Source organism: Parabacteroides sp. ASF519 (genome assembly GCF_000364265.2).
In the GTDB taxonomy this organism is placed as follows: Bacteria; Bacteroidota; Bacteroidia; order Bacteroidales; family Tannerellaceae; genus Parabacteroides; species Parabacteroides goldsteinii.
Genome location: NZ_AQFV02000006.1, coordinates 1500480 through 1526026, shown reverse-complemented (window position 1 = coordinate 1526026; position 25547 = coordinate 1500480). Strand labels below are relative to the sequence as shown.

At 44.7% G+C, this 25547-nt stretch carries 24 protein-coding genes and 1 riboswitch; of the genes, 15 read left to right on the top strand and 9 right to left on the bottom strand.

Annotated elements, in window-relative coordinates; all coding sequences use genetic code 11:
* Positions 1-14 precede the first annotated feature (14 nt).
* Genes C825_RS06020 through rimP form a run of 4 tightly spaced genes read right to left on the bottom strand, consistent with a single transcriptional unit; the run spans position 15 to position 5314 of the window.
* A complete protein-coding gene (locus tag C825_RS06020; protein WP_010801822.1) occupies positions 15-506 on the bottom strand; it encodes a CvpA family protein in 492 nt (163 codons plus the stop codon).
* Between the two features lie 2 nt (positions 507-508).
* A complete protein-coding gene (infB, locus tag C825_RS06015; RefSeq protein ID WP_010801821.1) occupies positions 509-3550 on the bottom strand; it encodes a translation initiation factor IF-2 in 3042 nt (1013 codons plus the stop codon).
* A 21-nt stretch (positions 3551-3571) separates the two neighbouring features.
* Positions 3572-4837, bottom strand: a complete 1266-nt coding sequence (gene nusA / locus C825_RS06010) for a transcription termination factor NusA (RefSeq protein WP_007655272.1) — start codon at positions 4835-4837, stop codon at positions 3572-3574.
* A 9-nt stretch (positions 4838-4846) separates the two neighbouring features.
* Positions 4847-5314 (bottom strand): ribosome assembly cofactor RimP, encoded by a 468-nt coding sequence (gene rimP, locus C825_RS06005; RefSeq protein ID WP_173012337.1) that lies wholly within the window; start codon positions 5312-5314, stop codon positions 4847-4849.
* Positions 5315-6308: 994 nt separating this feature from the next.
* Here rimP and C825_RS06000 point away from each other — a divergent pair.
* The 6 genes from C825_RS06000 (at position 6309) to C825_RS05975 (ending at position 16243) form a co-directional block, all read left to right on the top strand.
* Positions 6309-9704 (top strand): SusC/RagA family TonB-linked outer membrane protein, encoded by a 3396-nt coding sequence (locus tag C825_RS06000; protein WP_010801820.1) that lies wholly within the window; start codon positions 6309-6311, stop codon positions 9702-9704.
* A 40-nt stretch (positions 9705-9744) separates the two neighbouring features.
* A complete protein-coding gene (locus tag C825_RS05995; RefSeq protein ID WP_010801819.1) occupies positions 9745-11352 on the top strand; it encodes a SusD/RagB family nutrient-binding outer membrane lipoprotein in 1608 nt (535 codons plus the stop codon).
* Positions 11353-11489: 137 nt separating this feature from the next.
* A riboswitch (TPP riboswitch) is annotated at positions 11490-11605 on the top strand.
* A 63-nt stretch (positions 11606-11668) separates the two neighbouring features.
* The gene (locus tag C825_RS05990) at positions 11669-13870 is read left to right on the top strand and encodes a TonB-dependent receptor (RefSeq protein ID WP_010801818.1); all 2202 of its coding nucleotides are present in this window, start codon (positions 11669-11671) and stop codon (positions 13868-13870) included.
* Between the two features lie 13 nt (positions 13871-13883).
* Positions 13884-14477 (top strand): nicotinamide riboside transporter PnuC, encoded by a 594-nt coding sequence (pnuC, locus tag C825_RS05985; protein ID WP_010801817.1) that lies wholly within the window; start codon positions 13884-13886, stop codon positions 14475-14477.
* A 60-nt stretch (positions 14478-14537) separates the two neighbouring features.
* The gene (locus tag C825_RS05980; protein ID WP_010801816.1) at positions 14538-15581 is read left to right on the top strand and encodes a PDDEXK nuclease domain-containing protein; all 1044 of its coding nucleotides are present in this window, start codon (positions 14538-14540) and stop codon (positions 15579-15581) included.
* 26 nt (positions 15582-15607) lie between these two features.
* On the top strand, positions 15608-16243 hold the full coding sequence (locus C825_RS05975; protein WP_010801815.1) for a thiamine diphosphokinase: 636 nt from the start codon (positions 15608-15610) through the stop codon (positions 16241-16243).
* Positions 16244-16369: 126 nt separating this feature from the next.
* Here C825_RS05975 and C825_RS05970 read toward each other — a convergent pair whose 3' ends face one another.
* From C825_RS05970 to C825_RS05950, 5 genes are all read right to left on the bottom strand, one after another.
* Positions 16370-16738, bottom strand: coding sequence for a hypothetical protein (locus C825_RS05970; RefSeq protein ID WP_224263558.1), 369 nt, complete (start codon positions 16736-16738; stop codon positions 16370-16372).
* A gap of 57 nt (positions 16739-16795) precedes the next feature.
* The gene (locus tag C825_RS05965) at positions 16796-18283 is read right to left on the bottom strand and encodes a DUF3868 domain-containing protein (protein WP_010801814.1); all 1488 of its coding nucleotides are present in this window, start codon (positions 18281-18283) and stop codon (positions 16796-16798) included.
* Positions 18284-18291: 8 nt separating this feature from the next.
* Positions 18292-18849, bottom strand: a complete 558-nt coding sequence (locus C825_RS05960; RefSeq protein WP_010801813.1) for a DUF3575 domain-containing protein — start codon at positions 18847-18849, stop codon at positions 18292-18294.
* 774 nt (positions 18850-19623) lie between these two features.
* On the bottom strand, positions 19624-20742 hold the full coding sequence (locus C825_RS05955; RefSeq protein ID WP_010800321.1) for an IS110 family RNA-guided transposase: 1119 nt from the start codon (positions 20740-20742) through the stop codon (positions 19624-19626).
* Between the two features lie 575 nt (positions 20743-21317).
* The gene (locus C825_RS05950; RefSeq protein WP_181990178.1) at positions 21318-21455 is read right to left on the bottom strand and encodes a hypothetical protein; all 138 of its coding nucleotides are present in this window, start codon (positions 21453-21455) and stop codon (positions 21318-21320) included.
* 421 nt (positions 21456-21876) lie between these two features.
* On the opposite strand from C825_RS05950, the gene C825_RS05945 reads away from it, so the two are divergent.
* From C825_RS05945 to C825_RS05905, 9 genes are all read left to right on the top strand, one after another.
* Positions 21877-22092 carry a hypothetical protein gene (locus tag C825_RS05945; RefSeq protein WP_010801812.1) on the top strand — a complete coding sequence of 72 codons (216 nt, stop codon included), beginning with the start codon at positions 21877-21879 and terminating at the stop codon, positions 22090-22092.
* 11 nt (positions 22093-22103) lie between these two features.
* Positions 22104-22325: a hypothetical protein gene (locus C825_RS05940; protein ID WP_010801811.1), complete on the top strand. Its 222-nt coding sequence runs from the start codon at positions 22104-22106 to the stop codon at positions 22323-22325.
* A gap of 13 nt (positions 22326-22338) precedes the next feature.
* Positions 22339-22755: a PcfK-like family protein gene (locus C825_RS05935; protein ID WP_010801810.1), complete on the top strand. Its 417-nt coding sequence runs from the start codon at positions 22339-22341 to the stop codon at positions 22753-22755.
* On the top strand, positions 22752-24044 hold the full coding sequence (locus C825_RS05930; RefSeq protein ID WP_010801809.1) for a PcfJ domain-containing protein: 1293 nt from the start codon (positions 22752-22754) through the stop codon (positions 24042-24044). Before C825_RS05935 ends, C825_RS05930 begins: the two co-directional genes overlap by 4 nt.
* Before the next feature lie 24 nt (positions 24045-24068).
* Entirely contained in the window at positions 24069-24326 is a 258-nt protein-coding gene (locus C825_RS05925; RefSeq protein WP_032934929.1) for a DUF8466 domain-containing protein, read from the top strand.
* Positions 24327-24346: 20 nt separating this feature from the next.
* Positions 24347-24577: a DUF3873 domain-containing protein gene (locus C825_RS05920; RefSeq protein WP_010801807.1), complete on the top strand. Its 231-nt coding sequence runs from the start codon at positions 24347-24349 to the stop codon at positions 24575-24577.
* Positions 24574-24819 carry a DUF6956 domain-containing protein gene (locus C825_RS05915; RefSeq protein WP_016270933.1) on the top strand — a complete coding sequence of 82 codons (246 nt, stop codon included), beginning with the start codon at positions 24574-24576 and terminating at the stop codon, positions 24817-24819. Before C825_RS05920 ends, C825_RS05915 begins: the two co-directional genes overlap by 4 nt.
* 53 nt (positions 24820-24872) lie before the next feature.
* Entirely contained in the window at positions 24873-25181 is a 309-nt protein-coding gene (locus C825_RS05910) for a hypothetical protein (protein WP_010801805.1), read from the top strand.
* Between the two features lie 118 nt (positions 25182-25299).
* The gene (locus tag C825_RS05905) at positions 25300-25521 is read left to right on the top strand and encodes a DUF7688 family protein (RefSeq protein ID WP_016274252.1); all 222 of its coding nucleotides are present in this window, start codon (positions 25300-25302) and stop codon (positions 25519-25521) included.
* Positions 25522-25547: the final 26 nt, after the last annotated feature.

The window sequence follows — 25547 nt, the reverse complement described above, 5'->3', positions numbered from 1 at the left end:
AACCTTCAAGATATTTACTCTTTTCCCCAAAACAATTTATCGAAGTAAATGGTTGGAATAATCTCTTTAACCGGGTTATAATAATGGGATTCCACCTTAGCCTGACGCGGGATCAGCACGGATCCCCTATCTATGCCTTCGAGTGCATTCAGTATAAGACTGACAAATCCTAACATAAAACAAAGCCCGACCACTCCTCCTCCCAGATGGTTCAGCACACTGAGGGGCGTAACTCCGACAACCCGGCTCATGATTTCACCTGCCAGCATGATCACTCCCACGATCAGCAGGAAACCGGCCACATAACTAAGTATGGTCACCCCTTCAGGCGGAAACCAGTTCAGGGCAACGATATATCCCTTCAACCAGGCTGCCGCCTTCGAACAAAAAAAGATGGCAACAACCAGGGCTATAAGCGAAACAACCTGTTTGATGACTCCATCAAACAGGCCTTTCACAAATCCAATTCCTGCCAGACATACTAGTATAATGTCTAACCAGTTCATGTTTATAAAGTTTTCTTTATTTCAGTTTCTTCGTACGACTCGATCACATCGCCTACCTGGATATCATTAAAGTTCGTAATGTTCAAACCGCAATCCAATCCGGCCACAACCTCTTTTACGTCGTCCTTGAAGCGTTTCAACGATCCGAGTTCGCCGGCATAGATAACGATACCGTCGCGGATCAGGCGAATCTTGTTTGTACGCTTGATCTTACCTTCTTTAACCATACAGCCGGCAACCGTACCCACTTTCGTGATCTTGAATACCTGTTGTACATCCACATAAGCGGTAATCTCTTCCTTGATTTCCGGAGAAAGCATACCTTCCATAGCGCTCTTCACCTCTTCGATCGCATCGTAGATGATAGAGTACAGACGGATCTCAACGCCATCCTTCTCTGCATTACGACGAGCCTGTACGGACGGACGAACCTGGAATCCGATGATGATCGCATTCGAAGCGGCAGCCAATACCACATCCGATTCGGAAATCTGACCGACAGCCTTGTGAATCACGTTCACCTGGATCTCTTCGGTAGACAAACGGATCAGAGAGTCGGACAATGCTTCTACGGAGCCGTCCACGTCACCCTTCACGATTACATTCAGTTCCTGGAAGTTACCCACAGCGATACGGCGGCCGATATCGTCCAGCGTAAGCATTTTCTGTGTACGGATACCCAGTTCACGTTGTAACTGTTCACGGCGGGTTGCAATCTCGCGTGCTTCCTGCTCAGTCTCCAATACATTAAATGTATCACCGGCCTGAGGTGCACCGTTCAATCCGAGGATTAGAACCGGTTCGGAAGGACCGGCCTTTTCCACACGCTGGTTACGTTCGTTGAACATAGCCTTGATACGTCCGTGGTGTGTACCGGCCAAGACGATATCACCCATTTTCAAGGTACCGTTTTCAACCAATACGGTAGAAACATATCCGCGTCCCTTATCCAGGGATGATTCGATGATGGAACCGACTGCACGTCTTGTCGGGTTAGCCTTCAGATCCAGCAGGTCGGCTTCAAGCAATACTTTTTCAAGCAGCTCTTCAACGCCCATGCCTTTCTTGGCCGAAATATCCTGGCTCTGGTATTTACCACCCCAGTCTTCCACCAGGTAGTTCATGTTAGCCAGTTCTTCCTTGATCTTTTCAGGGTTGGCATGCGGCTTATCTACCTTATTAATAGCAAATACGATAGGTACACCGGCAGCCGAAGCATGGTTGATCGCTTCAATGGTCTGCGGCATGACGGCATCGTCGGCAGCTACAATAATAATAGCGATATCCGTTACCTTGGCACCACGGGCACGCATAGCGGTAAACGCTTCATGACCCGGAGTATCCAGGAAGGTGATACGGCGTCCGCTGGCCAGCTTCACATTGTAAGCACCGATATGCTGCGTGATACCACCGGCTTCACCAGCAATCACATTGGCATTACGGATATTATCCAGCAAAGACGTTTTACCGTGGTCGACGTGTCCCATCACTGTTACGATAGGCGGACGTGCTACCCAGTCTTCTTCGTTATCGTCTTCTTCGTCGGCATTGATGGCTTCCACCACTTCCGCACTGACATATTCAGTCTTAAACCCGAACTCTTCGGCCACGATATTGATCGTTTCCGCATCCAGGCGCTGGTTGATTGAAACCATAATACCAATACTCATACAAGTAGCGATAACCTTCGTCACAGGCACGTCCATCATGTTGGCGAGGTCGTTTGCCGTAACAAATTCGGTCAGTTTCAACACTTTGCTTTCCTGTTCTTCCAGTTCCAGCAATTCATGCTCGCGTTTAACGGCTGCATCACGTTTATCACGACGGTACTTGGCACCTTTATTATTCTTATTTCCCTTGTTCGTCAAACGAGCCAGGGTTTCTTTGATCTGCTTCTGTACATCCTCCTCGCTTACTTCGGCCTTAACCGGCTTTTTCAGACGGGGTTTGCCACGGTCGTCGCGCTGATGCTGGTTAGCGGGACGGCTGTAGTTCGTACCCGGAGTGTTGTTCACATCCACACGGTCCTTCTTGATACGGTTACGTTTCTTTTTCGCATCCGCATTCGCTTCGCCCGGTTTAACAGGAGCTCCCGGCTTCACCGGTGCACCCGGTTTGGCATTCGGATCTTTCGGTCCTTTATGGAATCCCGGTTGTCCGGGTCTGTTATTGTTGTTGAACTTTTCGCGTTTATCATCGCGTTCTTTCCGTCTCTCTTCCTTTGTTTTCTTTTTAGGACGAGTAGACTGGTTCAAGGCATTCAGGTCAATTTTGCCGGTTACCTTGATATTCGACTCGAACTTCGGAGTGTTCAAACGGAACAAGCTACTGTCTTCCGATTCAGCAGAAGTCTGACCCTCTGCGGCCGTTTTATTCACTTCTTCAGAAGAGCTTGTCGTCGTTTCCGGCTTCACTTTAACTTCCGGTTTTTTCTCTTCGATTCTTTCTTTTTCCACAACTATCTCTTTTACTTCTTTTTTCTCCACAGGCTTTTCAACAGGAGCAACCTCCTGTTTTTCCTGTTTTGCAGGGGCTTCTACTGTCTTTTTTTCAGGAGCAGGAGCAGAAACGACAACCGGTTGCGGTTCTGCAACAGGTTGCGGTTTGACTTCCGGCTGAGGCTTAACGACAGGCTGCGGTTCAACGACAGGCTGCGGCTTGGCTACTACCGGTTCTTCTTTCACTTCAGGAGTCTCCTGAACTTTTTTATGCTGTCCGTCCAGGTCGATACGGCCTTTCGTTACGATTTTAGGCTTGAACTCTTCCGGGATCACGGTCTTTATTTCCGAGGTCTTCTCTTCTTTCACAGAAGCGGCCTCTCTCTCTTTCTCTCTGTGAGGACGTTCTACCCGCGGACGTTCAAAACCACCCTCAGGCAGATCCTTTCCAAACTCTTTTACGAGCAAAGCATACTGTTCATCACTGATCCTCGTGTTGGGATTTGCATTCTCCTCAACAGGATGACCTTTCTTGTGTAGAAACTCAACAACCGTGTTGATCCCTACGTTTAATTTTCTTTGTACTTGTATTAATTTTATAGGCATATCTAACTTTGTCGTAATACTTTATTCCTGACTTTCATCTTCAAATTCGGCAGATAAGATAGCAAGTACCTCGTCGACTGTTGTTTCTTCAAGGTCGGCACGTTCAATAAGTTCTTCACGGCTCAAAGCAAGCACGCTCTTGGCCGTATAGCAACCGATATTCTTCAGTGCGTCGATTACCCAGCTATCAATTTCATCTGTAAATTCATCCAGATAAATATCTTCCTCGTCGGCTCCTTCCACATCACGGAATACATCGATCGTGTATTCAGTCAACATACAGGCCAGTTTAATATTCAAACCGCCTTTACCGATAGCCAGTGATACTTCTTCAGGACGAAGATAAACCTCTGCCTTATGTTCTTCTTCGTTCACTCGTATAGAGGAAATTTTAGCCGGGCTTAATGCACGCTGGATAAACAGCGACGCATTGGATGTATAATTAATAACATCGATGTTCTCGTTTCTCAACTCACGCACAATTCCGTGGATACGAGAACCTTTCATTCCTACGCAGGCACCTACCGGGTCGATACGGTCATCGTATGACTCAACGGCCACTTTTGCTCTTTCTCCCGGGATACGCGCGATAGCCTTGATCAGGATCAGGCCGTCATTAATTTCGGGAACCTCCAGTTCGAACAAACGTTGCAGGAACATTTTATCTGTACGGGACAGGATAATCTTCGGATTATTATTATAATTATCCACCTTTTGTACAACCGCACGTACAGTTTCACCTTTGCGATAGAAATCGGAAGGAATCTGTTCTGATTTCGGGAGCAGCAACTCATTACCCTCGTCATCCAGCAACAGGATCTCTTTCTTCCACACCTGATATACATCAGCTGCTACGATTGTACCTATTTTATCTTTATATTTAGCATACAAACTATCCTTCTGCAATTCAAGAATCTTTGAAGCCAGCGTCTGACGCAGGTTCAGGATGGCACGACGTCCGAAATCGGCGAAATGAACCTCGTCGGTTACTTCTTCTCCTACTTCACAGTCGGCATCGATCTTACGGGCCTCGGTCAACGTAAGTTGCAGATTCGGATCTTCCAGTTCGTCATCAGCCACAACCGTGCGGTTTCTCCAGATCTCGAAGTCACCTTTTTCAGGGTTGATAATTACGTCGTAGTTCTCATCCGTACCGAACATTTTAGCGATTACGTTACGGAAGGAATCTTCCAGCACGCTGATCATCGTATCCTTATCTATATTCTTCAACTCCTTGAACTCCGCAAGTGTGTCAATCATACTGATTGTTTCCTCTTTCTTGGCCATAATCTTTCTTTACTTGAATCTTATTAGGTATTTTGTATATTTTATTTCTTCGAATGTATAGGATTGATCTTCCCGGACAGTAACTTTGCGTTTGGCACCATCAGGTTTTACCTGCTTTTCAACGGTAACTACAACACCGTTCTCGTCAGCCGATTTCAAGACTCCGGTCAGTTTCACACCGCTTTTCAGCAGCATCTCCACTTCGTTCCCTATATTCTTTACATATTGACGAAGCACTTTAAAAGGAGAGGTAACTCCTGCCGAACCGACTTCCAACTCGAAGTCTTCCACATCCCGGTCCAGATGTTCCTCTACATACCGACTCAATTCCACACAATCATCAATGCAAACTGCCTCATCATTATCAATCTCAATAATAATAAGGTTTCCCGGCTTAACTACTACGTCAACCAAATAATTGTCGGAAGAAGCCAATTTCTCTTCAACCAACTGAGTTATTACTCCCTTTTCAATCATAAACATACTGTTAAGAACAAAAGAAGGGGACTACCCGCCCCCTCCTCATCTTCGCTTAATCGCCCGCAAATATACAAATAATCAGTGAGTTTTCAAACAAATACAATCTTTTTATCAGAAAAGTTCGTTTTGCAGCCTAAGATAAACTCTCTTTATCTCAATACTTAACATAGGTTACATCTTTTAGGAAATTAAAACAATGGGAGAATTCCGGTGAAAACATAAAAAACAAGGCTGGAAAGGACTTTAATTCATTGATATATAACGTAGTTCTAAAAGAACTCTATACAATTATTACAGTGCAAATATATGGAATAATTGTTTCAATATATTGCATTTTGTTTAAAAAAAATGATTGATAGTCCGTTTTTTAACATATCGCCAACAATTATGCCCCTAACTAACCGTAAATAATATTTTTTCATATCTCAATCCTAAAAATCGCGAAGATTTATTTATCAATATATAAAATAAACATTAAAGCGATACATATTGTTAAAAAAGAAAACATTGCACAATACGACCTTTTCAGGCGGTATAAATATCTTCCATAAATCACTATAGATATGTCATATAACCACAAAAAGCAGCTCAGATATTAATATTGAACCGCAGTAGAAGAACAATCTGTTATCCGGGAACTAACTGTTAATTTTCTTCATAAAACAGGGGATTGTGTTAAAAACAGGCGCTTTTTTCAATAATTCAGACATAAACGGACTAATTTTTTCATTCTGATATATCTCTGATTTTTTCAAATTCCAACAGGCCGAATACACACCAAGCCCAATACATGCTTAACAAACTGATAATATGCAAATTAAGCCCAATTCATCAACATAATAAAAGCACATGAGTTCTTTTAGGACTATGAATTCGCCAACTATTAAACGTCAGGATCTAAAGTTTTCTATACACATTTTAAACAAAATAGAGTAAAAGAAAAAGAAGGGGGACAAAGAGAACGCCTCATTTATTAATAAAATCAATTATTATGTTGAAAAACTTCAAACCTGTCAGCTTGATTCTTGTCGCAGGAGCAATGACACTTCCCGTAAGTGCATCCGCTGACTTTGCGCCAGAGAAGCATGAAACCGCGATTTCCCAGCAGAACGGGAAAGTTACCGGTACCGTAGAAGATGAATTCGGCCCGATCGCCGGAGCATCTGTAGTCGTGAAAGGAACCACAAACGGCACAATTACCGACACAGAAGGTAATTTTAGCCTGAGCGATGTAAAGAACGGAAGCGTCATCCAGATTTCTTTCATCGGGTATGCAACAAAGGAAGTGACATACACCGGTCAATCTTCCTTATCAGTCCTACTGGCTGAAGATACTCAAAAACTGGACGAGGTAGTCGTTACCGCCATGGGTATCAAGAAAGACGCCAAAAAACTAGGTTATGCCGTAAGTACAATCGATGCCGGAGAGTTGATCAAAACGGGTACTCCGGACTTCGCCACATCATTGTACGGTAAGGCTTCAGGTGTGCGCATCCAGGCAGCTCCGGGTGGTGGTACTTCCTCCGTATCCATCTCCGTACGTGGTCTGTCTTCTATCACCGGTACGACACAGCCGCTGATCGTAATGGACGGTGTGCCCATCCACAACGGCGACGCCAACAAAGACGGTTACTGGACTAACCAGCGTGTAGAATCCAACGGTATGGTGGACATCAACCCGGAAGATATCGAAAGCATCTCTATCCTGAAAGGTGCCGCCGCATCTGCCCTGTACGGATCTGAAGCAGCCAACGGTGTTGTGATGATTACCTCTAAAAGCGGTAAAGGCCAGAGTGGTCTCGGTGTAGACTTCAGTGCAAATGTAAGCTTTGACAAAGTAGCCTACATGCCGAGCATCCAGAAAGAATTCGGTCCGGGATATGACAATGCCCTGTTGGCCACCGCAAGTGAATTCGAACAGCAAACCGGTTTCCAGAATACGCGTACAGACCGTAACGGAAACCAGGTAATCAGCCCGCGTAACACATACTATGCCTGGGGACGTCCGTACGACTATACCACCCAGTTATACAACTATAACGGGGCTATTCGTACTTACGCACCTATCGACCACAACCAGTGGAATGATGTTTTCCAGACAGGTATCAACCAGACTTATAACCTGGCCATTACCAACGGAACGGAAAAAGGCAACCTGCGTTTCTCCTATACCTATATGGATAATACGCCGACACAGTTGAACTCGCACAACAACAAGCACAACTTTGCTCTTTCTGGTAGCGCCAATATCCTGAAAAACTTAAAAGTGGATTACTCGGCAAACTATATGCGCCAGCATGTTAAAAACCGTGCTTACCGTATCAGCCGCTTGTTGACAAACTATGCAGGTATGTTCACCGGATATGATGACATCGCAGCAATGAAGAACAGCACTGTTACCAGCTTGGGATACATGAACGTCCCTTATACCAGCAATACACTGACTCCTGATGAAGCCTGGGACTGGAATCCGGCCAACTATCAGATGTCTTCAGAGTATTTCTGGAATATCTTAGGTAAAGAACAGTTGGAAGACAATAACCGTTTCATCGCGAGTGTAACGCCAAGTTGGGAAATCATTCCGGGTTTGACCGCACGCGGCCGTCTGTCAACAGACTTGACGTACAATGTAATTGAGAATAAGAACTCAACGGAAACGCCAAATGTATTCAGACAGCCGGGCAACTATACCGGATCCTATTCATTGAAAAATTCAAAGTATGAGATCTATTACGGTGATATCATGTTGATGTTTGACCGTACATTTGCTGAAAAATACAATGTTGCTGCAACCGCAGGTTGGTCTGCCCGTCAGGAAAGTCAGTTCGACACCTCAGTGAGTACCCGCGGAGGTCTGAGTGTTGAAAACTGGTTCCACCTGAACTCTTCCGGATTAACACCGGCAAATCCATCGATGAAAAAAGCATCGCTGTTAAAACAAGCCTTCTTTGCTACAGCTTCTTTCGGTTACGACAGTTGGGCTTATGTGGAAGGAACTGTGCGTCAGGAAAAAACATCTACGTTGTACCCCGGATCCAACACATTCGTTTATCCTTCTGTGAACGGTAGCGTCATTTATTCATCTTTGCTGAAAGATAATAAACCCGAATGGCTGGATTATGGTAAAATTCGTCTTAGCTACGGTGTTGTAGGTAACGCCCCGGAAATATATAAAGCAGCTACCGGTTACAACCAGAGCGCTGTAGGCAGTTATATCTACAATCAGGTTCCACAGGCACTTGGAAACAATGAGATACAACCGGAACAGAAATACGAATTCGAATTGGGTTGGGAAAACAAATTCCTCGGCAACCGTTTGGGCTTCGAACTTTCTTATTACCAGAATACAGTAAAAGACCAGATCCTTCAGACTACAACATCAGCATCTTCAGGAGGTACTTCCATCTGGATGAATGTCGGTGAATTAAAGAACGCCGGTGTTGAAATGTCTCTGTATGGTACAGTTATCCAGACTAAAGACTGGAACTGGGATATTCGTGCCAACTGGTCATGGAACAAGAACGAAGTAACAAAACTGATAGACGGTATCAACTCTATCGACCATTCTACTGTTGATAACGGAGCCGCAGTGCTGCAATCCAGAGTAGGACGCCCGATGGGTGACTGGTATGTTTACGGTACGGTAAAAGACGAGAACGGAAACAAAGTCGTTGGCGATAACGGTCTGTATATCGTAGACTATACAGAACGCCAGAGAGCAGGTAACGCCATGCCGAAAGTTGTCGGAGGTATCAGCACATCATTGAACTATAAAGATTTCTATCTGGATGCCACTATCGACTTCCGTATTGGTGGTGACGTACTGAACTTGCCTTACCAGTATATGACCGAACTCGGTATCCTGGATTGTACATTGGATAACCGTGACGCTTCACGTGGCGGTCTTACCTGGTATGCAGACGGAAACGACCTGTCAGACCCTTCAAAACGTCATTTGACAGACCAGCCTGCCGGATCTACAGTAAACGGTAACATGGTTTACGATAACGGTGTAATCCAGCCGGGCGTTAAACAAGACGGTTCTGAAAACAAAACGATCATCACTGCCGGTGAATCATATTACAACCAATACGGTTGGGGATATTCCGGAAACATCACTTATGAAAACGCAATACAGAAGAATTCATATGTAAAGATGCGTGAACTGAGCCTTGGTTACAGATTACCGAAAAACATCACTTCCAAATTCGGTTGTAAGAACTTGATGGTTTCCGTATACGGTCGTAACCTGTTCTACTTCTATAAGAGCCTGAAAGAATTCGATGCAGAATGTACGGACGGTACAACCTGGATCACGCAGGCACAGATTGGTGGTTCAACAGCCACAACACGTTCATTCGGCTTCTCATTACGTGCAAGCTTCTAATTGACGAAAAATAATATAGAATATTAAAATTGAAAGATTTATGAAAAAAATATATGCACTCGCACTTGGATGTGCTGCCCTTCTGGCAACGTCTTCCTGTAGTGACGACAAATTCACGGATCAATATCAGGACCCGTCAAAGACACAGACGGTATCATGCCCGGCCTTGATGGTTGGAGTATGGCAAGCCTCTAATACATGGATGAATCCGGTCTATTACAGATATTACGTATCTTCCACCACTTCCGGGTTATTCTCCGGAGTGATCGGTCATACAAACAGTAAAGACCGCTTTGCCGGTGCTGGCCAGGGTTACTTCAACGAACGTTGGAGAAACTTCTACAACACTGTCACCCAGTACAGGGTGTTGGAAACCGAATTCAACAACCTTCCGGAAGAAGAAAAAGAAGACTATCGTATCTTCTTCTTGCTGGGACGTACGGTAATGGAAGAACAACTTTATGAAGTTTGTTCCTCCTGGGGTGGAGTACCATTCTCTGAAGCCGGCACATTATGGGCAACAGGAGACGTAGAAGCTTCCAAACCTAAATACGACTCGGATATCGATTTGTATAGAATGATCCTGAGCGACCTGGACGAAGTCAACACATACCTCAACGGCCGTTCGCTTACAGCCAATGCCAGTACTTACCTGAATGCAGAAGACTATGTGAACAACGGTGATATCACCTTATGGCGTAAATATGTGAACTCCCTGCGTTTACGTGTAGCTACTCACCTGGCTTCTAACGGCGACCTGGTAAGTGAAGCACGTGCTGCGATCAAAACCATGTTGGAAAATCCCGGTACTTATCCGATGGTAGATCTAAACTCTGATAATATCACAGTGCCACAAACCGACGATGACCAGTTTGATTTTGACCGCGACCTGCAAAATGCAATCGAGAATTCAACTTACAACCGCATGTCCGGCCCAATGCAACGCGCATTGAATGCCAACACCAATAATCCGGACCCACGTTTGGAAGTCTTGTATGACAGTAACTGGAATAACGAATATATCGGCCTCGATCCGTCTGAAACACTCACGGAACAGGAAACGAATATGAGTATCTCTACACATGGTACGGCTAAATATTACGCAGCCCTGGATACATCGACCTTCACCCGTAACCCCGGATTCCCGGGACTCTGGATGACAGCAGCCGAAGTTGCTTTCATGAAGGCGGAGGCCTATGCCAACAACTGGGCTACCGGTAATGCCAAGAGCGAATATATCAACGGTATAAAACTTTCCACTGAATTCTATTTCGATTTGAATTCAACCGGTACCTACCGTGATCCGTTAACTCCTCCCTCAGCAGCCGAAGTTGAAGCATATGCTGAAACACAATGGGACGCCAGCAATCCGCAAAAGAGTATCCTGACACAGCGTTGGATCCATCACGGTGCTATCCAGGAATATGAAGCATGGAATGTTGTCCGCCGTACCGGATATCCGGAAATTTATTTCAAACGCGACCCGCAGTCTGTCGCAACTCCGCTTCCTCTGGACCGCATCCAGTATCCGGCTGACGAAAAAGACTATAACTCAGCCAACCTGAATGCCCATCTGGGAGGTAAGGAAGACAGCTGGTACGCTCCTTTGAACTGGATGAAGAGCAATTGGTACACCACTGTTGAATAACAAATAAACAGAGATATATCCACAGTAAATAATTACAACATAATTGATGGAAAATTGTGGAGTCGAAACCGCCCCGAAGTGATTCGCGGCGGTTTTTTCCATTTGTACAATTCCCTGACTTTCCTTATCTTTGTGCCCCGAATACAAAGGGGTGCTTGCCACGTACCGATACAGTACGTGCCGCAGGCTGAGATTATACCCATATTACCTGATACGGATAATGCCGGCGAAGGGAATTGTAAAACATGGTATACTTCTTCACACAACACACCTCTCCTATTCACTTATCAGGTTTTTAAACATTAAGGTAAAAAGGATGAAAAGTGTATTGATTATCTGTGCCGGATCTCTGGCAACATTCGCAGCAGCGGGAAACCGTCCCGACCCTGTCGATTCTCTCAAAATTTCACGTGACTTATCGCTGGACGAAGTAGTCGTCACCGCCACCAAAGTAGCCAAAGGTACTCCGGTGGCTTACAGCGAAGTATCCAAAGACGAACTCAGCCGCAAAAACGATGGCCAGGGTATCCCCTATCTCATCTCCCAATCCCCTTCCGTCATCATGACTTCGGACGCCGGGACAGGTATCGGCTATTCGGGCTTCCGTATCCGCGGCACAGACGCCAACCGCATCAACATCACGGTCAACGGCGTACCGGTCAACGACTCCGAGTCTCACACCGTTTTCTGGGCCAACATGTCCGATTTCGCATCTTCCGTCGATAACATACAGATACAACGGGGAGCCGGGACATCGACCAACGGAGCCGCCGCCTTCGGTGCCACCGTCGCCATGCAAACGCAAAAGCCGGACCTGAAACCGTATGCCGAATACAGCCTTTCGGCAGGTTCGTTCGGAACCGTCAAAAACTCAGTCAAAACAGGAACCGGGTTACTCCGGGATCATTTCGTTTTCGACGCCCGCTACTCCAACGTCCAAAGCGACGGATACATCGACCGGGCAACAGCCAATATGCACTCTTATTTCGGCTCAGCCACCTATTACGGCGACAACACTCTGGTCCGCTTCCAGACATTCGGCAATATAGAAAAAACGTATCAGGCCTGGAACGGTGTCCCTTCCATTTATCTGGACAACGACCGGACCTACAACCCCTGCGGAGAATATAAAGAAAACGGCGTTAAAAAATTCTACGATAACCAGACAGACAATTACCGGCAACAGAACTACCACCTGATGGCAAGTCAGCGACTGAGCGACCTGTGGAATATGAACCTGACACTCCATTACACACATGGAGAAGGATATTACGAAGACTATAAGCCCAATGAAGAATTTACAAAATATAAACTCCCCGAGTCTTATATCAACGGGAAAGGCGACACAATCGTCAAGTCCGACCTCGTCCGCCGTAAATGGCTGGACAACGACTTTTACGGTATCGTTTACAGTGCGAACTATCGTTCCGAACGTCTCCAGATGAGCTTCGGTTCAGCTGTCAATAAATATGTAGGCGACCATTTCGGCCGTGTCATGTGGGTCAAAAATGCAGAAGCACTCCCCTCGCCTGACTACGAATATTACCGTAACAGAGGGAACAAACTGGATTATAACTTTTACGTAAAAGGCAACTACCGGTTCCACCCCTACCTGAACGGATACCTCGACCTGCAATACCGTGGCATCCATTACACGATCAAAGGAAGTGACGACAATACCGGTAAGGAAATCTACGTCAACAAAAACTGGAACTTCTTCAACCCGAAAGCCGGTATCAATTTCCAGAAAGGCGGTCATAATGCTTTCGTCTCTTTCTCCGTCGCCAACCGTGAACCCAATCGCGACAATTTTACGGAAGCCGCAGTCAACGAACGTCCTACTCACGAAACACTCTACGACTACGAAGCCGGTTACAGCTTCGGCAACCAGCGTTTCCGCGCCGGAGCCAATCTTTATTTTATGGACTACAACAACCAATTGATCCTGAGCGGCAAAATCAGCGAAATCGGTGAAGCATTGACCAGCAATATCAAAGACAGCTACCGCATGGGAATTGAACTGACCGGAGGCGCAAGTATCACCCACTGGCTGGACTGGAACGGAAACATCACTCTGAGCCGTAACAAAATAAAGAATTTCACTCATTACATAGATGACTTCGATAACGGAGGCCAGGCAAGTTATTATCTGGGAACAACCGACATCGCCTTCTCTCCCGGCATCATCGCCAACAGCATGTTCGATTTCAACCTGAAAGGATTCTCCGCCAGCTTCAACTCACAGTTTGTAGGCCGTCAATACATCGACAATACCTCCACCAAAGACCGTTCCATCGATCCCTATTTCGTGAACAGCCTGCGTGTCGGATACGTTTTCAAACCGAAGTTTGTCAAGGAGATCGGCGTCGACGTCACCATCAACAACCTCTTCAACGAGAAATATGAAACAAACGCCTGGGTATATACCTACATCAGCAAAGGGATCGTCAACAAAGACGACGGTTATTTCACCCAGGCCGGCACAAACGCCATGGTCAGAGTAACAATCAGGTTCTAGAAAAATATAAATTATGGAACAACTATTAGAATATTTCGGTGTCATTACAGGTTTTCTCTACCTGTTATTAGAGATCAGGCAGCATAAAGCAATGTGGGTAGTAGGCTTCCTCACCTCCCTGGTCTACGTATTTGTCTTTTTCTTCTCAAAGATATATGCCGATATGGGGCTGAATATCTACTATGTTGCCATCAGCATTTACGGTTTCAAAAAATGGACCTGTACGAAAAAAAGCGTCACTGAAGAGAAAGTCTCCGATGACCTGATTTTCTACCGTCATATCACCTGGCCGTTATTAGCAGGGATAGCTTCCGCTATCCTAGCTATATACGCCTTATTATATTACGTACTTCATAACTTCACAGACTCCCCCATCCCGATGGGCGACGCCTTCACCACCTCCGTCGGCATCGTAGCCACCTGGATGCTGGCCCGCCGTATCATCGAACACTGGATCTTCTGGGTAATCGTCAATTTCGTATCCGTTTATCTTTATTACCTCCGTGGCCTCTATCCAACCATGTTTTTGTACATTTGCTACGCAATATTGGCCATCGTCGGATATTTCACCTGGAAAAAGAAAGGAATAAATAAAGAACGGATATGAAATGTTGAAAATAAACTCTACATTTGTGAGGTATTACAAACTTATAAAAAACAAAACCTTATGAATGTAATTCTTAAATCTGACATTGAATATAAGCAATGGCTCACCGATCTTAAATTCCGTATACGAAACAGCCAAATCAAAGCGGCATTGAAAGTTAATACAGAATTAATCAACCTATATTGGGAGCTTGGAAAGGAAATTGTTTCCAAACAGGAACAATCACAGTGGGGGGATGGCTTGATAAAACAATTAAGTTCAGATCTACAGCAGGAATTTCCTGAGATGAAAGGTTTTTCCACAACCAATATCAAATACATCAAAAGATGGTATTCATTTTATAACCAAGACATTACAATTGGTCAACAAGTTGTTGACCAATTACGGGAAACAGTTTCACAAATTCCCTGGGGACATAATTCACGTATTATCATTCAATGCAAATCCATTGAAGAAGCATTTTTTTATATACACAAAACAATTGAAAACGGTTGGAGCCGCAGTATTTTAGAATTACACATCAAACAACAAGACTACCAACGAACAAGGCATTCCGTATCAAATTTTTCCCGTTTGTTACCAACAGTCCAGAGTGACCTGGCCCAGGAATTACTAAAAGATCCTTACAATTTCGATTTTCTTACACTTACAGATAGCTATAAAGAACGTGAACTGGAAAATGCCTTAACCGACAATATCACGAAATTTTTAATTGAGTTAGGAGCTGTTTTTGCCTACGTAGGCCGCCAGATACCTTTAAAAGTAGGTAATAAAGAATTTTATCTGGATTTACTCTTTTATCATCTAAAACTACGATGTTATATTGTTATCGAGTTGAAAGCAACCGATTTCATACCAGAATATACCGGCAAATTAAGTTTTTACCTGACTGCAGTAAATGATTTATTGAAACACCCTGCAGATAATCCGTCAATAGGTCTGTTGATATGTAAAAATAAAGATAGCTTTATTGCCGAATATTCATTGAAAGGAATTAGTCAGCCCATTGGCGTCTCGGAATACGAACTAACTCGCCTATGTCCGGAAGACTTCAAGGGAAGCCTGCCTTCAATAGAAGAAATTGAAGCTGAATTAAAAGAATAAAGTTTAAAGAAAGGAATTAAATACAAATGGAAACATTATATGATTGTGTAGTAGTTGCTAACGGCAGTTTTCCGCAAACAGCGGGGCCGTTGGAATTATTAAAAGCAACACCCGTCATCATTGCCTGCGACGGGGCCGTGCAGAACCTTCATGAAAGGGGGTTGGTCCCGTCGGCCATTGTCGGCGACCTGGACAGTATTCCATCGGAAATGCTCCGGCTATATGCCGACCGTATCCATACCGTGGAAGACCAAGAGATAAACGACCTGACCAAGGCTGTACGTTTCGCCCACGCTTCCGGTTACCGGAAAATACTGATTCTCGGAGCTACGGGACTTCGCGAAGACCATACACTCGGAAATATCTCCCTGCTGACAGACTTTGCTCCTCTATTCGAAGTCGTGGAAATGCTCTCCGATTACGGTCGCTTCATCCCTGTCCTCCGGACAACAACGCTACCATGCACACCCGGCCAGCAAATATCCATCTTTTCCATGTATCCCTGCGGAGAAATAACCACCGAAGGCCTCCGATGGCCCATCACCCGACGGCGCCTGACATCCTGGTGGCAAGGCTCCCTCAACGAAGCCCTGGGAACCGAGTTTACCCTCACCTTATCCCCCGATGCCCGATTAATCATCTATTTCCAGTCCCCCGCATAATTTTCAATCTTCAATTTTCAATTAAAAAAAAATGCCCCGGAAGGATAACCACTCACTTCCGGGGACTTAATACACCCTCAATTTTACAACTTAGTATACTTAACCGAAGCCTCACGGCTTCACCTTTTATGCTGGTAATTTATTCAGCTGACAAGCCTTCCATTCGGGGAAGCCATCGATCTGATCGTTCAACTGAAATAAGAGCTTGTCGTCAGCCACTTGTTTCAAAATAGTCTTCGGAGCAAGAGGCAAACGCATGTCGTCCACTTCAAAAAAAGCTTTCAACAGAATCACGTCATATCCGTCACGAACTATTTCCTTCTTTATTACAACCGGCACTTTCAACTGAGCCAGATAATAAGCGGAACGTTCATAGGCGCACCATTTATTTCCTTCCAGATACAGATGCACTCCGTTCTGGTTGTCAATCTCGTTTACTAAAACGTATTCGACTTGTGCAGCATGTTCCATATTATTATTTTTATGCTTTTCCATAAATCATTCTGATGCAAAAATAGACTCTATTTATTATAATTCCACACGGTATACATATCAATTATGCATGTTGAAACTATCAAATAAAGCATTATCATCTCTTTTCTTCTGTAATTCTCTCAAATTAGCTGCTGCGTCTATCACACCGGCTTCTTTTGCCTGTTTCAGCAAAGTTTCTGCCCCGTCAAGATCGCCCTCAATTAATTTTATAACGCCACGGGCATGGATTGCTTCAGCCGAATTACCTGCTTTCGACAGATATTTTTTAGCGGATTCGTAATCACCTTTTCCTATAGAGATATTAGCAGCATTCAGATTAGCCACCGGATCAGAACTGTACATGCGTACAGCAATTTCAAATACATCATTATATTCCTTGCTTCCCGTTTCATAGCTGTTGGCTACGGCAAACATTTCACTCAGACTCAATTGTTGCGGACGGGTCTTGATAATCTCACGACCTTCTTCTACCGTAAACTCACGAACCGTATAGTCGATACGATATTCCGAACGGCGCAACGACGGGAAAATATTTTTCAAAACATAACTAAAAGCAGATCCGCTTTTCAAAGCACGTAGTTTAGCCTCTTTCTGGTCGGGCTGCAAGTCACTGTTGATAATACTAAGCACTTCGTCACGTGCCGGCATATCATAGTCAGCCTCTGCCTGCGCTTTGAAACCGGCCCAGTCTTCAGGTTCGTTTTCCAGCGTAAAGAAACTCTGCGGGAAATCATTCTTCGAACGGATATAATCGCGCAAAGCCTTCACACGGTTATCCGACAAACGGTCGTTGGAAGCATACGAACCTTCCGGCGAAGCATAACCTTTTAATATAATACCCTTCGGAGTGATATTCTTATCCGACGTTACCGAACGGATCGTACTGTTGATCTTGTCCAATTCAGACGCATTATTACGGAAATCCGGCAAGATCTGCGATTTTCCCACCTGGAAATCCAGATAAGCAGTTCCCACTTCGGCACGATGTTTCTCAGTTTCAGCCTCCGGCGAAATATATGCCAGTGTCGGCTGCACCTTATACCGTTCCGTCGGTGCCATACGAATCTTATCGGCAATCAGTAACGGACCTACTACCTCTTCTTTTCCACAACCGCACAGATCCTGTGCCAGAATGAAACGGGCATCTTTCATCCATGGCTCCCAGGCTATCACCATTTTATAAGGAATAGTATGCTCCGAAGCGTCACTGGCCCGAAGAACCTGATAACGCGGTTCATCTTGCAAGTTCTTCAACGCGACTTCACGTTTATAAACTTTTGCACGATTTTTTCCGTTCAGCAATATGGAAGGAAGTCCTTCTTTCTGTTCTGCACTTTCCAACAGTGGAGTCAATGTCAATGACTTACGCGATTCGATCAGGTCACCCTTCACCCGGATTGTTGCATCGATATAAAGTGAATCCCCTTTCTGCATCAGGTCGTTGCAAGCGACACTGATCGGACTGTTTCCCGTTTGTGCTCCTGTTGGAACCACACCGGCCACCAACAAAGCGGCTGCTATATAGATATTCTTTCTGTTTTTCATTGTCCCGATCATTTAAAGAAATAAATAAAGGAAAGAGCGGCTTTTGTCACGCCGAAATAATCCTTGGTACGGCTTTTCTCTATAGAGCCGCAAACAGCACACGGATACTTGTCGTCCTCCAAATGCGCCCAACCCACACCGATCACAGCTTCCATACTCCACCGGTTACTCAGCAACCACTGATAACCATACGACAGACCTGCCCCATACAGATGTCCCTGATAACGGTGATTTTCCATATTTTCACCCAGAATCTTCAGACCACCCACATTATAATCAGCATAATGAGCATGTACACCGAAGAAATGTCCGTTAAATTTCTCGCACAGCCAATAACGTGCTTCCGGCTGTACCAGCCAATGTTTAAAACGAGCTTCGTCTCCCAGCATCCAGCCGTTATAGTTACCGGACAAATCCAGCGACCACTTTTTGCTCAATCCGACCTCTACTCCCAGGTTAATGGTAGCAGTAGCATCGTAAAGCAAGTTAGACTTCACCGCAAACTTCTGTCCATAGACATTCGTCATACCTGCCAAAAGCAAAAAGAGGAAAAGTACTTTTTTCATATACATTATTATTATAATTTCATTTACCCTGCAAATCTAATTAAAAAGAAAGATTTTCAACGTTTACAAAAGTAGTTATTTACTTTATTCCAAATAATAGGCAAGTCTTTCAAGTTAATAGGGTGTTTCTACCAAATTAGCCGGTTTTGATAGAAACACCACCTCACCTCGCCTCTACGGATAGAAATACCGACAAAACATAATCTGGGAAAGTTGCGATTTTCTTGGATTTCATTCTCAAAAAGCAGTGACTTTCGCGAATGGTATTCCAAGAATGTCGTATATTTCCTCTATAAATAAACAAACGTGAGTTCGAAATAAGTACCATAACCTTCCTCAGAATAACAGTCAAGCCATGTTTAATAACATGTATGTGTAAAAATATAACAAAAAGTTTGTATTAAAGAAAAATAAACCTGTCCTTTGACGAAAAGATTTTAACTATGAAAAACACAAAGAGATAACATTGCCACAGTCTTGACTATGAAATGTATGATCTTTGGGAGGGAGTCTGTATAAGGGTCCCTTTTTTCTTATTATTTTCTGTGTAATAAAAGTTACACTAACCTTATTTCGAACTCCCGTTAAAATAAGATCACTTTGTAGCTGTCCCTACATTTTGTCTATGCAGAGAGTGATAAATAATTTCCTCTTCGAGCTTGTTTGTCTCAGACGCAATTCCTTGCCAGAGCGTGCCTGTATACCAGTTTGCAAAAACGGGGTTTACTCCACCACAAATATAAGGGTCTTGGAACGCTCATTAAGAAGCAACCATTAATTCACAAATGGCATATAAGGTTGCTTTTTAGCTAATAAATTCCAAATAACAACGAGTAGCTTTCGAGCATTTGCCATTAAAGCCTTGTTGTGATTCATTCTCTTTTTCAAGGTATGATATCTGCTATAAAATTTAGATGTTTGAGTCCTGCAGGCTCCCCATGCACATTGTGTAAGCATAACACGTAAATACTTGTTTCCATGTAAAGTCTTTCTTCCTTTGATCTTTCCTGCACTTTGATCATTTCGCGGTCTTAATCCAGCCCAGCCAACTAAAGCTGATGCTGTTAGAAAGGCTTTCATGTCAACACCGATTTCTGCTATGATTCTCATAGCGCTTTCCTCTTTTATCCCAGGAGCTGTTTGAAGGATTTCCAGTTCCTCGGCATAATGTCCCTCGCAAATTATTCGCATTTTCTCTTTACACTCAAGAAGCTGACGATCATAAAGTTCCACTTCTTCCAAACTCATTTTAAGCATGTCTCTGTCTGATGAAGATACAATACCAGTCAAAGACGACTTAATAACCTCATGACAATGTTTATTACGAATACGCTTGTGAACCAACAGAGCTAATACTTCAGAATCAGTTTCACCACAGATTAATGCATTGACCACCTTACGCATGGATTTACAACCAATATCAGAAACATAATTACTCAAACGAATATTGCAACGTTGCAACGTTAGATCGATAGCAGATTCAGCTTGCTGTTTGCGACGAGTCAAATGGAAGATACGACGACTGTACTGACGTAATTCCTGTATTTTTGAATCAGGAATATAACTTCCCTTAATTAGCTCTTTCTGAAGAACAGTCGCAATCCATTGGGCATCTTTAATATCAGTTTTACGACCAGGGAGTTGACGGATGAAATAAGGGTTAACCAATTTAACATCAAAATCGCATTCCAAAATGCGCCAAATAGGAACCCAATAAATACTGGTGCTTTCCATTGCAACTTTACCAACACCATGAGAGACTAAAGTGTCACGAAGGCGATCCAGTTCCGGTGTTAAAGTTCCAAACACATCTTCAATTTTCTCACCGTTTGCTGTGAGAATACACATAAAGACACTATCTTTATGCACATCAAGACCACAAACTCTGTCCATAAGATATAGTTTTTTTGTATTACAACTTTAAAATAACGAAAGTCGGTGGAATAACAGCAGGGAGTGGTCTTTATTTTTATTAGACGCGCTTATAAATCTCAATTTTTATGTAAGTTTGTCATATGAAGTTACGAAAAAGGTCTAATTTACTGGAAATGAGCGTAGGTTAATTGCTCTTGATAGTAATAGGTTACGATTTAGTTAGTTATCTACTGCATTATCCTTCTGCGCATTGCGTAACCTTCAAAGAACTCTTCGTATGCAAAAGTAGCTATTTTATCCTAGATTTTGAAACAAGTTCCCGGATTTTTTATTCCCTCATACATAAGATTTTTCCGTAAAAGCGATTTTATCCGTCGGTACACCATTGCCCAAAACGAGTTTTGAACAAACGTGTGCCGACTACCACATAGCCTGAGAAAAGGGCATTGCCTAACGCCTAAACGATGTTTAGACTGATGATGCAATGCCCCTTTCTTTTGTGGCTATGCCAAGAGGTGCTTTTACGGGTTTTCAGATGATTTTTCTTTTTTCGTTGTCCATTTGTGCCGGAAGCGGAATATATGCAGAGTGCGTCAGCTTGCCCCATGAATGAAGCAAGCGGCCACACACAGCCGGGCAAACCGGGAAGAAAGAATGTTGCCGCCCGGTGGAACAAGTGCCATCGGATCGGAAACATTCATACTTCCTTGTCGGTGGTTTGCCCTTTTCACGCTTCCGATGATTTCCTTTTCTTTTAGTCGTTCCCTCTTTTTACGGATTTCCCCTGAAGTTTTTGTATTCCAATCTGCCTCTGTTTTCGTTTACCTCCATCTTGCGCCTTTCAGTAGAGCCGCATCAGTCAGTCATTTTCGTTCTGGGCGCAAAGGTAATTCCGGGATTTGACGGGAAAGCAAGGTCACGCCTCCTGTTTTCGGCAAAAATCTCCAGCCCTTCGGGTAGTATTTCCGCCGAAAAACCTTGCATTCCCTAATCCCTACCTTTTCAAGCACCCGAAACGAAAACGACCGATGCGACAGAAAGACGCATAAAAAAAATGTCGGATAAACGAGAGGCAGATAAGATAGTTTGAAACTCAACTCCCTCAGCTCTTGAATCCGCATAAAAAACAAAAAAATCAAAAACAGCGAAGATATGACAGCAACGGCAGACTTCAAACAGACAGCGCAATACATCGGGTTGACGATATGCGGCTTGATAATGCGCACCGCCTTCGGGGTGTTCGGCATCCTTTGGGGCATTATCACAGAGATTGTAAACGGAGTGTTCCGAGTGGCGATAGGTGTAATCGTGGCTATCCTTTCCACCATTGCCTTCTTCGGCTTCATCCTTTGGTTACTCACCCTTTAACCCTTACAGATATGGCAAAGAGAAACAGCAAGACGGCAGCGCAGCAGTGCAGATATTACGAGGTGGGTAACATCTTCGAGTATATGGAGGAAACGTACATCAACGGCAATTTCAGCACATTCCGTGAACTCTACCACGAACTGAACAAGGACGCACGGAGGGATTTCATAGACTTCCTACTCAGCGAGGTACAGCCTACCTATTGGAGAGATATACTGAAACAGACAATCTAAAAACGAAAGCAATATGAAAGGAACAGACCATTTCAAGAGAACGATACAGATGTATTTGGAACAGCGTGCGGAAGAAGATGCGCTCTTTGCGAAGAACTACCGCAACCCTGCCAAGAACATAGACGATTGCGTAACCTACATTCTGAACTATGTGCAGAAAAGCGGTTGCAACGGCTTCACGGACGGAGAGATTTTCGGGCAAGCCATCCACTACTATGACGAGAACGAGATAGAGGTGGGCAAGCCGATGAACTGCCAAGTGGTAGTGAACCACGTTGTGGAACTCACGGCAGAGGAAAAGGCGGAGGCACGGCAGAACGCAGTCCGCAGATACCAAGAGGAGGAACTCCGCAAGTTGCAGAACCGCAACAGACCGTCAGCGAAAAAAGAAACCCAATCACAACCCTCATTATTTGATTTAGGCTTATGAAACCGAGAACACGCATCCAGCAGGAAGTCGCACGTCTGAGCAAGCGACTACCGAATTTGACCGAAGCACAGAAGGCATACGCTTTCCGCCATTGCTTCAAGCATTACGCAGTCAAAAGGGCAAACGGCACGAACATCTGCACCGAGTGCGGACATTCGTGGAAGAGCGGACACGACCTTGCGGACACCATTTGCGGATGCACCTGCCCCCGTTGCGGCATGGAGTTGGAAGCGTTGCGCACCCGAAAGAGGGTAATCAGCGATATGGAGTATTTCTCCATTATCACCACCTGCAAGCAGTACCAAGTGATACGCTTCTTTTCCGTCAAGTCCCGATACAAAGTAGGACAGACAGCCAAGTATTCCATCTTTGAGGTGGTACAGAGGTGGATTGCCCCCAACGGAAAGACAACAACCGTTGCCCGATTGCGTGGTATGTCGCTTTTCTACTATGACCAGTGGACGGAATACAGCGACATGGAGGTGCGCAAGAACCAAGAACTCCGGGCATACGACATCGCCCCGATATGCACCTACCCCCGACAGCGTTTTATCCCCGAAGTGAAACGCAACGGCTTCAAAGGTGAATATCACAACATACTGCCTTACGACCTTTTCAAAGCCATTCTAACCGACAGCCGTGCGGAAACGCTTTTGAAGGCAGGGCAATACCCTATGTTGCGCCACTATCTGCGCTACTCATTCAACATCGGGGAGTATTGGGCATCAATAAAAATCTGCATCCGCAACGGCTACACCATTGCAGACGGCTCTATGTGGCGTGATATGATAGAACTCCTGCGACACTTCGGGAAAGACACGAACAGCCCGAAGTATGTCTGCCCCCAAGACCTCAACGCCGAACACGACAAGTGGGTGGAAAAGCGCAACCGCCAAAGGGAACGGCAGCAGTTGAGGGAACGGCAGCAGGAAGCGAAAAAACACGAAAAGGAATACCGCAGGCTCAAAGGCAAGTTCTTTGGCATCGCCTTTACAGACGGTACATTGAGCATCCGTGTATTGGAGAGCGTAGCCGAGTTTGCGGAAGAAGGAACGAAAATGCGCCATTGTGTGTGGTCTAACTCCTACTATCTCAAAAAACACTCCCTTATCCTTTCGGCTACCATAGACGGAGTGCGCATTGAAACGATAGAGGTGTCGTTAAAGACATTCAAGGTGGTGCAGAGCCGTGGAGTGTGCAACCAAAACACCGAGTATCACGACCGCATCATAAACCTTGTGGACAGCAATATGAACCTAATCCGCAAACGGATGAGAAAATCAGCATAGCATAAACCCTAAAACGATATGGATATGGAAGTAAGAATTGAAAGTATGATTTGTGTGTGGGATGATGCAATCCCCACGATGTTCCTTGAATTTGTAAACCTCCTCATTCTCGCAACGAGTGAGGAGGGGTTAAGAAAAGGTGTAAGGGAATTTGCCGAGAAGCACGAACTTGACAAGTTCTTCCATTACGGCTTCGGCTCACACCATTTCTACCTGCACCAACGCTACACGAGCAACCCCGAAATGGTGATGAAGAACAGACTTTTATCAGTACATTTTTAACATCTAAAAGAGCGATGATTATGACAACACGAATGACCATCAACGGAGTAAGCACCTGCACGGAAGCAGGTACGGAGAAATACGAGCGTTTCCAATCGGGTATCGGTAGACGCAGGCGGACACTTGTACAATACGATTACCGCCACACAGACGGAGAATTGTTCGCTTGTGTGAAACCCACATTGGACGAATGTCGGGAAGCAAGGGACAAATGGTTGACCGCAAAACAAGGAAAGGAGGACAGAGTATGAACACAACCTATCAAACACTGATTGTCAAGTTCAAAGAGCCTATCACGGCATTGGACGGCATATTTGACGATGCCGAAGCGTGGGGAACAGACACCCTCAAAGGGTGGATTGACGACTACGAAAGTACACGCTTCACCGCCACCGACAGCCATACGGCAGTCATCACGAGCGAGTATAATATGGAGTGCGTGAAGGAATGGCTACAATGTCAGACACCCATTGCCGAGATGATAGAATTTTGAACGGGTTGGCGGTGTGCGCACCGCCAACACTTAAAACCCTAAGAACAACGGATATGATAGCAAAGACGATATTACAGCAGATAGGCGGAAAACGCTTCGCCACTATGACAGGAAGTCGTGATTTTATAGATATGGGCAACGGCTTACGGATGAGCCTTTCAAGGAACAAGACAAGCGCAAACCGCCTTGACATCATCTATGATGCAGGGGCAGACCTCTACAATATGCGTTTCTACCGCAAGACGTTCAGCAAGAAGACATTCGAATGCAGGACGAAGGACATTGCCGTATACGAGGGTATCTATTTTGATATGCTGGAAGAAATGTTCACGATGGTGACAGGACTTTACACACGCTTTTGAGTGGCGGCGGCGAGAGCCGCCCTACTTTCTTTCAGTGAGCATGATGGCGGACAAAGAAAGTAGCAAAGAAACCTTTGTGCCAATCTGCGATACCATTCACAAAAAACAAGTTTTAATCATGGAAACAATCAGGCAGAACGGAAAAATCATCTTGCACGGCAACGACGGCATAAGCATAAAGATGATTTTCAGAAACCTTACGGGACAGAATTTTCAAGGTAAGGAGTATGCGGACTATATTCGCCACATCGCAATCAATAGCATGGGATTTACGCCCGGCAGCATCGAGCATTGCAGGGACGGTGGCGTGATAGACACAGGAACAATCCCGAATGTATGAAAAGCGGAAACTCCGATGAAGTTGCG